Origin of the sequence: Bordetella genomosp. 10, from assembly GCF_002261225.1 — a bacterium.
Taxonomy (GTDB): domain Bacteria; phylum Pseudomonadota; class Gammaproteobacteria; order Burkholderiales; family Burkholderiaceae_B; genus Bordetella_C.
Genome location: NZ_NEVM01000005.1, coordinates 356,769 through 369,432, shown reverse-complemented (window position 1 = coordinate 369,432; position 12,664 = coordinate 356,769). Strand labels below are relative to the sequence as shown.

8 protein-coding genes, 1 tRNA gene and 2 pseudogenes are annotated in these 12,664 nt (G+C 64.7%); 8 read left to right on the top strand and 3 right to left on the bottom strand.

What is annotated here, in order from left to right:
- Positions 1 to 36: 36 nt before the first annotated feature.
- From CAL29_RS17895 to CAL29_RS17875, 5 genes and pseudogenes are all read left to right on the top strand, one after another.
- A pseudogene (locus tag CAL29_RS17895) lies at positions 37 to 414 on the top strand (MerR family transcriptional regulator); the annotation flags it as partial.
- A gap of 384 nt (positions 415 to 798) precedes the next feature.
- Positions 799 to 875 (top strand) — tRNA-Pro (locus tag CAL29_RS17890).
- Between the two features lie 377 nt (positions 876 to 1,252).
- Positions 1,253 to 1,738, top strand: a complete 486-nt coding sequence (locus CAL29_RS17885) for a hypothetical protein (protein WP_094854421.1) — start codon at positions 1,253 to 1,255, stop codon at positions 1,736 to 1,738.
- Positions 1,739 to 1,754: 16 nt separating this feature from the next.
- Positions 1,755 to 2,534, top strand: coding sequence for a DUF1828 domain-containing protein (locus CAL29_RS17880; RefSeq protein WP_094854420.1), 780 nt, complete (start codon positions 1,755 to 1,757; stop codon positions 2,532 to 2,534).
- A gap of 16 nt (positions 2,535 to 2,550) precedes the next feature.
- Positions 2,551 to 3,438 (top strand): hypothetical protein, encoded by an 888-nt coding sequence (locus tag CAL29_RS17875; RefSeq protein ID WP_094854419.1) that lies wholly within the window; start codon positions 2,551 to 2,553, stop codon positions 3,436 to 3,438.
- A 6-nt stretch (positions 3,439 to 3,444) separates the two neighbouring features.
- On the opposite strand, the gene CAL29_RS17870 is transcribed toward CAL29_RS17875, so the two are convergent.
- The gene (locus CAL29_RS17870; protein WP_143277695.1) at positions 3,445 to 4,134 is read right to left on the bottom strand and encodes a hypothetical protein; all 690 of its coding nucleotides are present in this window, start codon (positions 4,132 to 4,134) and stop codon (positions 3,445 to 3,447) included.
- 527 nt (positions 4,135 to 4,661) lie between these two features.
- Between CAL29_RS17870 and CAL29_RS32290 the strand changes: the two are divergent.
- Positions 4,662 to 4,784: pseudogene (locus CAL29_RS32290) on the top strand (ESPR domain-containing protein); the annotation flags it as partial.
- A 576-nt stretch (positions 4,785 to 5,360) separates the two neighbouring features.
- Positions 5,361 to 9,338: an autotransporter family protein gene (locus tag CAL29_RS17865; RefSeq protein WP_256977552.1), complete on the top strand. Its 3,978-nt coding sequence runs from the start codon at positions 5,361 to 5,363 to the stop codon at positions 9,336 to 9,338.
- A 37-nt stretch (positions 9,339 to 9,375) separates the two neighbouring features.
- Here the strand turns inward: CAL29_RS17865 and CAL29_RS17860 are convergent, their stop codons facing one another.
- The gene (locus CAL29_RS17860) at positions 9,376 to 10,779 is read right to left on the bottom strand and encodes an MFS transporter (RefSeq protein ID WP_218831872.1); all 1,404 of its coding nucleotides are present in this window, start codon (positions 10,777 to 10,779) and stop codon (positions 9,376 to 9,378) included.
- A gap of 81 nt (positions 10,780 to 10,860) precedes the next feature.
- Between CAL29_RS17860 and CAL29_RS17855 the strand changes: the two genes are divergently transcribed.
- On the top strand, positions 10,861 to 11,808 hold the full coding sequence (locus CAL29_RS17855; RefSeq protein WP_094854416.1) for a LysR family transcriptional regulator: 948 nt from the start codon (positions 10,861 to 10,863) through the stop codon (positions 11,806 to 11,808).
- Here CAL29_RS17855 and CAL29_RS17850 read toward each other — a convergent pair.
- Positions 11,766 to 12,614 (bottom strand): undecaprenyl-diphosphate phosphatase, encoded by an 849-nt coding sequence (locus tag CAL29_RS17850; RefSeq protein WP_218831922.1) that lies wholly within the window; start codon positions 12,612 to 12,614, stop codon positions 11,766 to 11,768. The two genes, CAL29_RS17855 and CAL29_RS17850, sit on opposite strands and share 43 nt — an antisense overlap.
- Positions 12,615 to 12,664 lie beyond the last annotated feature (50 nt).

Here is a 12,664-nt window from a genome sequence, read left to right as displayed (position 1 = left end):
CACGGCCGCGAGGCCATGCCGAATCACGTTCCAACCATGACTCGACCTGAACCCGCTGTCGCCTTGCCTCCCATTCCCGCCAAGCGCTACTTCACCATCGGTGAGGTAAGCGATCTATGCGGGGTCAAGCCGCACGTCCTGCGCTATTGGGAGCAGGAGTTCACGCAACTCAAGCCCGTCAAGCGGCGCGGCAATCGCCGCTACTACCAGCATCATGAAGTGCTGCTGATCCGCCGCATCCGTTCCTTGCTGTACGAGCAGGGCTTCACCATCAGCGGCGCGCGCAACCGCCTGGGCGATACGCGCGACGTGCCGCCGCTGGACCAGGACGCCGCCGTGCGCCTGAGCGGCGCGGAGATGCAGTCCCTGCGCTCGGAACTGGGCGGCGTGTCCGCGATGTTGGCGGAGGCCTTGAGCCACGTGCCGGCGGGGGGCTCGCGTGGGGAGACGCCGGCGGTTGCCGCGCCGGTTCGCGCGGGCGATGCTGGCGTGAAGGGCGGGGACGATGTGGATGTGGATGCGGATGCAGGCGTGACGGACGATGACGACGTGGACATGCATGACGACGAGGACGGCGACGCGGCATCGGATGGTGTGAAGACCGATACGCAATGACGTGTCGGGGCTTGGCGGTGCACGGCCGTGAAGTTCAACGCTCGGTCCCCGTCGTTGCCGTGATCGACCGCGCAGGGAAGGAAGGCCGTCAGCGCTATCATCGCGTCGTCGATAAAAATAATTTGAGTTTTCTTCGCTGCCCGTCAGCATTCCTGTTTTAACTCTGATATACTTTCGTTCTTTCGGGGCGTAGCGCAGCCTGGTAGCGCACTTGCATGGGGTGCAAGGGGTCGCGAGTTCGAATCCCGCCGTCCCGACCAGCAGTTCAAAAGGCCGTCAGTGGAAACACTGACGGCCTTTTTCATTTTGGGTGACCCGCTGAAAAGTCAGCAGCAGTCTTTCTGCCGCCATAGGGCGTGACGGTGCGCCGCGGTTTTGCGCCAGCCTTGAATCGCACGGAGAGAGAACTCTTTTTGTGGCTTCGCAACTAAGGCCGGCGGAGGTAGTATTTCAGCAAGCCCGATGAGTGAGCCCGCTTTGGCCTGCTCGCGTTGATATGTACCGTGGGCCGATGTCGTATCAGCAAGTTGGCATTGCCGTGTATCTCCGCAGAAAGCGTAGTTTTCCGAGCTGGGACTTCACAATTTGCAGGGAGTGAGGGGCAGCGAGGAATAGCAACCTTGCGGAATCATGCCCTATGTCGATCAGTGCTTCGCTGTCTGATGCCTTCATTTTCCACTTGCGAAGGATGTCCAAAATTGTCGAGAATCCTCGTGCGCGGGAGATGCCCAAGGCCAGGCATCTGGAGAAAAACTACGATGTCGTCTCGGCCGATCGCGAACATCGCTTTCGTCTGATTACGCGCCAGAGTACCCTGATTTCAGAAAGCTTCAGTTGTGGCCTTCTGTGGTTGCCCCCAAGCGATGCTCCCGTCGTGCTGACTCGTTATAACGGGTCCGACCATTCGCACAGAAATCCCTTGGAAGGCGATGCGTTTGAATCGCAGTGTCACATTCACCTGGCGAGCGAACGCTATATTGCTGCGAGCAGGAAGGCGGAGCACTATGCGGCGCCGACCGACCGTTACTCCGACATGGAAGGGGCCTTGCATTGCCTGCTGACGGACTGGGCCATAACCGGGCTGTCCACGAGCAGGGATTCCGAACAGCTAGGCTTGATATAAGCAATAAATACCCATCATGGATTCGCTTAGAGACCTGCAAGATCAGTTGTGCCGCTCGATGTGCGCGGAGGTGTCTCTGCGTGAGACGAAAGAGGGATACATCGTCGTTTCGACCCCCTTCACGTTTCCCGACGGCGATGGGTACACGATCTATCTCAGGCGTACCGCAACGGGAGGTTGGCGGCTCAGCGACATGGGCAATACCTTGATGCGGCTTAGCTATGAGCAAGACATCGAAAAGCTGAGAGACGGCACGCGGGCGCGGGTGTTCGAACAAATCGTCGCCGAAATGGGCATAGAGGACGATAACGGCGATCTCTTTCTCGAGGCCCCGTCAACCAGGCTTGGCGAAGGGGTTTTCCGCTTCGGGCAAGCGTTGACGCGCATCCATGACATTCGGTTCTTGAATCGAATCCAGGTCGAGAGCACGTTTTTCGATGACCTGGCGGAAGAACTGGAACGCATCGTCGGCCCCGATGCGTTGATGACCGACTATGCGGCGCCGGATGTGCCTGACGCGGACCGTTATCGTTCGGACTTCGCGATACGAGGAGAGAGCGGCCGGCCTCTCTTGATATTCGGCGTTCCGAGCAGTGGGCGCGCACGATTGGCGACGATCGTCATCCAGTATTTGATCCAGCATGACTTCGACTTTCGCAGTTTGATCGTCTATTCCGATATGACGACGATTCCGAAGCAGGATCTGGCCCGGTTGACCACCGTGGCAAACGATCAAATTCCTTCGCTACAGGAAGAATCGGCGCTAAGGCGCAAGATTACCGAGGCGATTCGCTAGGTATCCATCCAAACTCATGCCGCCCAAGTCCGCGATCCTGATGCCGAGTCAATACGATGTGCTGATTGGCGTCTGGAATAAGGACGAGCCTTATTTCCGGTTTCCCGATTCGCAAAATGCTGGCGGATTTCTTGTGCGGCCTTGGCGTGTTGCTCCGGAAGACAAGACGCGAGCGGTGCATGTGCTGGCCGGCGCCGGGCGATCGCTGGTCGACGTATTTCCCGATGCGATAGCGATCGCTTCTCCCACCGGCAGGGCACAACGGACCGAGTTGCGGTGGGCCATGCTGATGACGCCGGTCACGGTCATGCTTGCATCGTTCGGCGTGGGTTTGCTTCTGCATGGAAACTTCTATCCCATTACCTGGGTTTTCCTGCTGCTCGCTGCATGGCTCCTGATCATGCAGATCCGCTCCTGGAAGAACTGGTTATGCGCCCCGTCTGACTGGCCCGTGATCTTCAATCGGAAAGACCGGACGGTCAGCTATCCATCGGCGAGCTGTTCTCCTCGTTGGAAATCTTTGTTTGGGCGCGCCGATCCGCAATATCGTGCTGCCGACTGGGATCGGGCGCGGGTGCGCAGCTATAGATTCGAAGAGATCGTCGATTGGCGGACGTCCGGACGATATTGCAGGCTGATGCTTCTTTGGGGCGGCGAAGGCAACGATCCACGCCTCGTGTCGTGCACCGTGGCCATAGGCCACGATCATGTTCTGAACGACGAGCCGCTATGGATGCTTTGGGAGCATATCCGACGCTATATGGAAGAAAACGGTCCGCCGGTCGCCGATGGGGAGACGCAGGCCGCTTCCATGCTCGGCAAGCGGATGGCGTATCCGTCGTCCATCATCGAAGCCGCGGGTGGCGCACCGCGCCGGCCTGGTTCGATCGATGAAAGTCCTTAGGGCAGGTCACTGCACGATACGCTGCCCTTGTTCGTCATAGTCCGCCGCCTTGATGGCGCTTGGGTCGACTTCATGGCATTGCGCGTTGCGAAGCCCATCGGCCGATTCGGTGTAGGGCTCTATGCCCCAGAAATGCTGAAAGTCGCCGCCGGCCAGCCACGAGGATCTGGCCCTCACGCATTCCATCAATTTGCATTGGCCGGGCGCGGCCGTGCCTGGCGTAATGCAGCTAGTGATCGGTCCCACCCACGTCAAGCGATAGGTCGTGCTGGTTCCCCAGAGATTTCGGCGAGCAGAATTGTCGAATGACAGGGCCTGTTGTTCGAGGACGTCGGGAACATGATCTTCGACGACGTTTTTACTGTATCTCACGTAAAACTCGGCCGGATAGCGGAACACGAACAGCAGCATGACCGCGACCACCAGCAGCCACGCCACGCAGGCCAGCAGCCAGGCCCACGCGCCGCGCGCCAGAAACCGTGCCGTTATTCCCGCAATGCCGCTCGCCAGCGCAAGCGTGCCCAGAAAAAGCGCAAGGTGACCGATCGTCCAGTGCGTGGTTTGCAGGTAGCTACCAACGTTCGGATTGAACGCGCTGACGGCCGCCGCGAAGGCGAACAGGGTCATCACCAGCAGGCATGCAATGAACGTTGGGGAGGCTGGTTTCCTTGCCGGCTTGATTGCGACGTGATTCATGAAGGGCGGCTTCCTGATTTTCCTGGCGGCGTGGCCGGCACGACTATGAAAGTCGGATGGTAAAGCAGTTGCCGGATTCCGGAGGCCACGTCGTGGCGCCGGGGGCGATCTGTCGCTCCTTTCCGCCGGCGATTGCCCGCGTTGCCCTTCATGTCTATAAACCGCCACCTTTAAAGAAACAATTAGAATCGTTTGTTATTTTTAGTGGAGACATGGATGAGCATTTTCTCCAAGGCTGCCCAGGTGCATTTCATAAACAAACAATAGTGGGCATTCAATTGCTCATCAATTGTCAATGTATTGTTAATTTCTGCTTAATTTAACTTTTATCGCTATTCAAAGTTTTGAATAACGGCAAATTAGGCCGCTTATTCTCCGAAGACATACTTGCCGATTGCATAGAAACTCCTTGTTTCAAATGTCAAATATTTATCCGACATGAACAAGGGTTCGGCGCGGTCACGGCTGCTGGCGCGACGTTTCAACACCCATTACCAGCGCACACAGCGACTCTCGTCGAACCCGGTATGAATCACATCTATCGCATCGTCTTCAATCGTGCCCTGGGCGTTTACCAAGTGGCCTCCGAAAATGCCTCCGCGCATCGCTCGGGGTCCAGGCGCCTTGCCCTGTCCGTTACCGGCGCGCTCGTCATGGCTGCCCTGGCTGGCGTGCCGGCCGGCAGTCATGCGCAAAGCGCCAGCACTTTCACCCTCGCCGGCAGTGTCGGCGGAACGGGGGGCGGCTTTACAGGGTTCGGAGGCGCTGGTGGGCAGCCAGGTCAGATGGGGGGCGAGGGCCTCGGTGGTCCAGCGACGGGCGGGGGCGGCGGAGGAGGCTCCGGCGCCGATGGCGGCGCCGGCGGCGTTAACGCGGGTTCTTCCTTTCCCCAGAACGCTGGCGGCAGTGCGGGCGTCGGCGTTACGTTGATAGGCGGCATTCTTACCGGTGGCGCCGGCCAGCCAGGCGGAGACAACATCGATCCATCTCCTAATGGCGCAGGAGGCGGCGGAGGCGGAGGAAGCGCCCTGGACTCATCCACCGATGTGACTTTGACGGACTCCTATGCCGGCGGTAAAGGGGGGCAGGGCGGAGCCAGCGGCTTTAGTTTCGGCAGCGCTTCCGGCGGCGGTGGCGCCGGGGGCTACGGCGTGCATGCAACCGGCGGCAGCGTGACGATAGGCCAGGATGCCCATATCAGCGGCGGAGGAGGGGGCGCCGGCGGCATGGGCCAAGTTTCCGGTGGGGCCAATGGCGGCGACGGCGGCAATGGCGTGCAGTTTGACAGTAACGGCATCTTGACCAATGCCGGCTACATCCAAGGCGGCAATGGTGGCGATGGCGGCGATGGCTACGGCTTCGCCGGCGGCCGGAGCGGCTACGGCGGCGCCGGCGTCAGCCTGGGCAACGGCGCGACCCTCGTCAACCAGCAAGACTTCGATAGCGGAGCGGTAGGGGAGATCCATGGCGGCGACTCCGGTTCGCCGGGATTCAACAACATCGCGGGCAACCTGCCTGGCGGCGTCGGCGTGCTCGCCGGCAGCAACACCACCATCTACAACAACGGTCTCATCAGCGGCGGCCAGAGCTTCGTCGGGGGCACGCTTTACAACGACCCCATGCGCGGCAACGCCGTGGAAATCAATGGAGACAACAGCCGGCTGGTGCAGCAGGAGAATGGAACTTTTTGGGGCAATGTCGTCGCTCGCGGCGCCAACAACACGCTGGAATACAACGGCTCCAACAGCTTGACGGTCTCGAACATCGTGACGGTCGAGCCGACGTTGTTCGATACATCCACCCTCCAGGCGAAGATCAGCGGCTTCTCCAACTATGTGAAATCGGGCGATGGCACCCTGGCCCTCTCCGGCACGACCGCCGCGGTCACGCCCTGGACCGTCACGGGAGGCTCGCTCTCGATCGACAACGACGGCAACCTCGGCGCGACCAGCGGGGGGCTTACCTTGAACGGCGGCGGGCTGTTCGTTGCCTCCGACATGACGATCGACGCCGCGCGCGCCGTCACGCTGGGCGCGAATGGCGGCACCCTTGAAACCAGGACCGGCAAGACGGTGCACATTGCCGGCGTCGTCACCGGCCCCGGCGGCCTGACCAAGACCGGTTATGGGGTCCTCGTCCTCGACGCGGACAACACCTATACCGGCACCACGCATGTCGTGGAAGGCACGGTGCGGATCGGCGATCCCCACAATACCAGCAACACCGGCAACCTCGCCGGCGGCCTGGACGTGGATGCCTACGCGGGAGCGGAGTTCGCCCGCCTCGGCGACTACACCTACGGCGGCGTCATGTCCGGCACGGGCCAGATCCTCATGAGCGGCGACGGCACGCTGACCCTGACCGGCGCAAGCACCCATACCGGCGACCTGAAGATCGCTTCCGGCACGGTGCAGGTCGGCAATGGCAGCACCGCGGGCAGCATCGCTTCCAATGTCCAGACGATGGGCGGTTCGCTGGCCTTCAACCGATCCGACGACGTTACCTACGCCGGCGTCATCTCGGACGATCCCAACTACGGCGGCGCCCCCTCGGCTATCGGTTCCGTGGAGCAGCGCGGCGCCGGCACGCTGACCTTCATCGGCGAGAACACCTATACCGGCGGCACCAAGGTGCTGGCCGGCACGCTGCAGATCGGCGATGGCGGCACCACGGGCAGCATCGTCGGCAAGGTGACGACGTCCGCCGGCGCCACCCTGGCCTTCAATCGCGCCGACGCCGTCGTCTACAGCGACGCCATCGACGGCGGCGGCACGCTCGACAAACGCGGCATGGGCAAGCTGACGCTGACCGGCGCCAATACCTACACCGGAGGCACGCGCGTGTCGCAGGGCACGCTGATCGTGGGCGACGGCCACACCGCCGGCTCCATCGTGGGCGACGTGGACGTCGCCAGCAGCGGCGTCCTGGCTTTCAACCGCAGCGACGACCAAGCCTTCGGCGGCGTCATCAGCGGCGCGGGCGGCTTTACCAAAGAGGGCAACAACAAGCTCACCCTGACCGGAGAAAACACCTACACCGGCCTGACGAAAGTCGCCGCCGGCACGCTGCAGATCGGCAACGGCGGCACCACCGGCGCCATCGTCGGCGACGTGAAGCTGGGCGAAAGCGCGACGCTGGCCATCGACCGCAAGCAATCGAGCGACTCGCCCTACACCTATGGCGGCAATATTTCCGGCAGCGGCCAACTCGTCGTGCAGAACGGCGCCGGCATCACGCTGACCGGCAACGCCACGCACACCGGCGGCACGACCGTGCAAACCCAGGGCACGCTCGTCATCGGCAACGGCGGCACGACGGGCAGCATCGCCGGCGACATAACGATGCAGGGCGGCACCCTCGGCTTTTTCCGCTCCGATGACGCGACCTACGCCGGCAAGATCAGCGGCGGCAATACCAACCTGATCGTCCAGGCCGGCGCCGGCACGCTGTCGCTCACCGGCGATAGCAGCGGCTTCCTCGGCGGCACCGTGGTCCAGCAGGGCACGCTGGAGGTGAACGGCAAGCTGGGCGGTTTCGTCGGCACGCTGCTGGGCGGCACGCTGTCCGGCACGGGCGAGATCGGCATCGCGCAGATCAGCCGCGACGGCATTCTGTCGCCCGGCAGCAGGGCGCAGCCCACCGGCACGCTGACCGTGAACAACATGCTGCAATTCGCTTCCGGCGCCACGCTGCGCATCGCCGCGCTGCCCGATGGCACCGCCAGCAAGGTCGCGGTCAACGGCGCGGCGACGGTACTCGACGGCGCCCGGTTCCAGATGGCGGGGCTCGGCAACGGCCTGTATGCCGAGTCGACCACCTACAGGGTGCTGGAAGCCACCGGCGGCGTAAGCGGCAAGTTCACGACCGTGGCGTCCGACCTGGCCTTCCTGGAGCCGTCGCTGGCTTATGAGGCGAACGCGGTCGACCTGACCGTGCAGCGCAAGAGCGTGCCGGTGGATCCTGGCCAGGGCGGCTCGGGCGGCGACACCGGCGGCAATACCGGCAACACCGGCGGCGGCAGCGGTAGCGGCAACACCGGCGGCGGCGCGACGCGTCCCATCCGCTTCGCCGACCTCGCCGACAACCGCAACCAGCGCTCGGTCGCCAATGCCCTGCAATCGCTGCCGGCCAGCAGCGCCCTGTATTCCCGCGTCCTGAACCTGCCCAACGGCACGCCGGCGGCCGTCTTCCAAAGCCTCAGCGGGGAGGCCCACGCCTCCGCCAGCAATATGCTCAACGGCGTGGCCTCCAACGTCGTGAGCCTGCCCATGACCTACCTGCGCGCCAACCTGGCCGCCGGCATGACCCCCGGCCGTCCCACCGCGCAACTCGGACGCGGCGACGCCTCCGCGCTGCCCCAGTCCGCGGCCCAGCCCGTGTGGGCCCAGGTCTTCGGCAATTGGCGCACCTTGGGCAGCCGCGACGATGCCGCCGAGGTTCGCCAATCCGACGGCGGCCTGTTCGTCGGCGGCGACCAGGCCGTGGGCGGCGGCTGGCGCGCCGGCGGCGCGCTGGGCTACACCGGCAGCCACAGCAGCATCAAGGGCCAGTCCTCGCGCGCAGACATCGACAGCTATAGCGGCGTGATCTATGGCGGCAAGGCTTTCGAAGCCGGTCCCGGCAAGCTCAACCTGACCCTGGGCGCCAGCTATACCTGGCACGACATCGACACCAAGCGCGACGTCGACGCGGCCGGCGTGGGCCAGCAACTGAAGGCTTCCTACAGCGTCAATACCACGCAGGTCTTCACCGAACTGGGCTACGCGCTGCCGATGACCGAACGCATCACGCTGGAACCCTTCGTCGGCGCCGACTACAGCGACCAGCGCACGCGCGGCTTCGGCGAGTCCGGCGGCGACGCCGCGCTGACGGGCAAGAGCAGCCATAACCGGGTCGGCAGCAACACCCTGGGCTTGCGCGTACAGACCACGTTCGAGAGCGGCAGCTCGCAGGGCCGCCTGTTCGCGACGGCCGGCTGGCGCCATTCCTATGGCGACCTGGATCCGACCACCACGATGGCCTTCGACGGCAGCCAGTCCTTCACCGTGGCCGGCGCTCCCATCGCCCGCGATGCGGCCGTGCTGTCCCTGGGCGCGGACCTGTCCATCACCCGCGCCACCACCATCGGCCTGGCCTACAGCGGCCAGTTCGGCGGCGGCAACCGCCAGAACAGCGGGGCGGTGAACGTGCGCTGGCGCTTCTGACGCGGCGAACGGCGCGGCGCGAGGTCCTGGCCCGCGCCTACGCCGCCTTGCGTTTCAGCACGCGCTGGCCGGCGTCCTTGGGCAAGCGCCAGCTATCCACCGTGCCCGCCAGCGCCAGCGCGGCGATGAGCCAGAAGGCGAGGCGGAAGTCGCCGGCGCCGGCCTGGCCGGCCTCGCTGCCGTGCAGCAGGCGGGCCAGGCTCAGCGCCAGCGCGCCCAGCGCGATGCCCATGCCGGCGTTCATCTGTTGCAGCACGGAGAACAGCGTGGTCGCGTCGCGCATGTGGTCCTGCGGCACGTCGGCGAAACCGATGGTGTTGTAGGCGGTGAACTGCAATGAACGCGTCATGCCGGTGAAGAAGAGCAGCAGGGCGATGAGGGGCAGGGGCGTGCTCTCCTGGAGCAGGGCGCAGAGCGCGAAGCCCGCCGCCACCAGCAGTCCGTTCACCGTCAAGGTGCGGCGAAAACCGTAGCGGTTCATGATCCAGCTCGTCGTCGGCTTCATCAGCAGGTTGCCGGCGAACAGCCACAGCAGCAGCGTGCCGGCCTGCACGGCGTCCCAGCCGAAGCCGACCTGGAACATCAGCGGCACCAGGAAGGGAGCGCTGCCGATGGCGCAGCGAAACAGGGATCCTCCGACCGCGCAGACGCGGAAGGTGGCCACGCGCAGCGGCGCCAGGCCCAGCAAGGGATTCGGCGTGCGCAGCAGGTGGCGCGCGGCGGCCAGCAGCAGCGCCACGCCCAGCAGCAGGGCGCAGACCCACCACCAGCCCGGCAGGTCTGCGCGGCTGGCCAGTTCCAGGCCGGTCATGAACAGGGCGAAGCCCAGCCCGCTGAGGATGAAGCCGCGCATGTCGAAACGGCCGGCGGCATGGCCGCCGTTGCGGACCAGCAGCAGGCAGGCGGCCAGGGCCAGCAGGCCCAGGGGCAGGTTGAGCAGGAAGATCCAGTGCCAGCTCCAGGCGGTGCTTATCCATCCGCCCACCGGCGGCCCCAGCACCGGCGCGACCAGGGCGGGCCAGGTGAGGATGGCGATCACCCGCACCATGTCGCTCTTGGGCGTGTCGCGCAGGACCACCAGGCGTCCCACCGGCACCATCATCGCGCCGCCTATGCCTTGCAGCGTCCGCGCCGCCGTGAAGGACCACAAGCCCTGGCTCAGCGCGCAAAGCAGGGAGGCGATGGTGAACACGCCGATCGCCGCCGCGAAGATGCGGCGCGCCCCGCACCGGTCCGCGGCCCATCCGCTGATGGGAATGAAGACGGTGAGCGCCACGAGATAGGCGGAGACGCCTACCGACAGATGTTCCGGCGCGACGCCGAAGTCGCGCGCCATGGCGGGCATCGAGGTGGAGATGACGGTGGCGTCCAGGTTCTCCATGAAGAACACGGCGGCGACCAGCAGGGCCGTCAGATTGCGGCGGTCGGAAGCGGGATTCATGGCGCCCAGTCTATTCCTTGCAAGGGAAGCAATAATTGGCGCTAAGATCAATATACTGTTTCCGCTTTGCACAAGAATCCCATGCAAGCCCTGGATCTCGCTTTACTGCATCTCTACGTGCGCATCGTCGACAGCGGCAGCCTGTCGGCGGCCGCGCAGGAGCTGGGCATCACCTTGTCCCTGGCCAGCCGCCGTTTGCAGCGCCTGGAGAACACGCTGGGCGCGCGCCTGCTGCAGCGCACGACCCGGCGGCTGGCGATGACGCCGGAAGGCGAGTTCCTCTATCGGCACGCCGTGCAGATCCTCGCGCAGATGGGCGAGATCCAGGAACGGATGACGCCGCAGCGGCGCGCGGTCTCCGGCCATATCCGCGTGACCGCGCCGGTAGCGGTGGGCAGGCGCCGCATCGCGCCCCTGCTGGCGGACTTCCACAGGGAACACCCGGACCTGACGGTGCAACTGTACCTGACGGACGCCGTGCTGGATCTGGTGGAGGCCGGCATGGACCTCGCCATCCGCTTCGGCCGTGTGCACGACTCGTCCTATGTTTCCAAGCCCATCGCGCAAAACTACCGCGTGCTGTGCGCCTCGCCCGCCTACGTCTCTCGCTACGGCATGCCCCGTCACCCGTCCGAACTGCCGGCGCATCGCTGCATCCAGATCGGCCAGCAGGCCATGGTGGAATGGCGGTTCGAGGGCACGCCGCCGTTGACGGTGAAGATCGCGGCGCGGCTGGTGTCCAATGACGGCGACGTCGTGCATCAGTGGGCGCTGGACGGCCACGGCATCGCGATGAAATCGTATATGGACGTGGCGGCCGACCTGGCGTCGGGACGGCTGGTGCGCCTGCTGGCCGATCATCCGGTGCCGGCGGCGCCCCTGCATGCCGTCTATCCTCACCGCAAGCACCTGGCGCCGCGGGTGCGCGCTTTCCTGGACTACCTGACGCAGCGCATGCGGGCGCCGGAGGAACAGTGGCCCGAGGCCTATCCCACCGCCAGCACCACGCAGGCCGCCGCCAGGCAGTAGATGCCGAAGAAGTGCCAGCGGCCCTGTTCCAGCCATTTCGACAGCCAGCGCAGCGCCAGCAGTCCGGCCAGGAAGCTGAACACCATGCCCAGCAGGCTGGGGCCCAGCAGGTGCATATAGCTCACGGCCTGGCCGCCGGCCGCCGCATTGGCGTGCGCGGCCTGGTACAGGCGCCAGGCTTCCTTGGCGATGACCGGCGGCGTGAGCACGACGGCCAGGGCGAAGCTGAATTCCTCGGCGCGGCGGCGCGAGACGCCCAGGGCCAGGCCGGTGGAGATCGTCGCCCCCGAGCGCGAGAATCCGCGGAAGGGCAGGCACAGCCCCTGTACGGCGCCGATCACGACGCTGCGGCCCAGCGTGAGGTCGCCGTCGCGTTCGGGGATGCGCGCGCTCAGAATGATGAGCACGCCCGCCGCGGCCAGCGCCACGGCCATCAGGACGGCATTGCCGAACAGGTGTTCGATCTCGAAGCTGGACGCGTGTCCGAAGACCAGGCGCTTGATGATGAACAGCAGCGCCAGGCCGATCACGCCGGTGGCGGCGGTGGCGGCCACGATGCGCAGCGCGTTGGTGCGGAAGGCCGAAAAGGAAGAAAAGTAGGTGGCGATCCAGGCCTTCCAGAAGTAGACGATGGCCGCGAACATGGTGCCGGTGTGCAGCATGACCAGCAGCATGGTCATCTCCGGCGTGGTGGGGTCCAGCCCCATCAGTTTTTCGGCCAGGATCACGTGGGCCGAACTGGAAACCGGCAGCAGCTCGGCGGCGCCCTGGACGATGGCCAGGATCAATATCTGTAGAAAATGCAAATCCATGTTCGGCGGAATCCTTGGCCAAGGCGCGGCGGCCCGCGCACCGG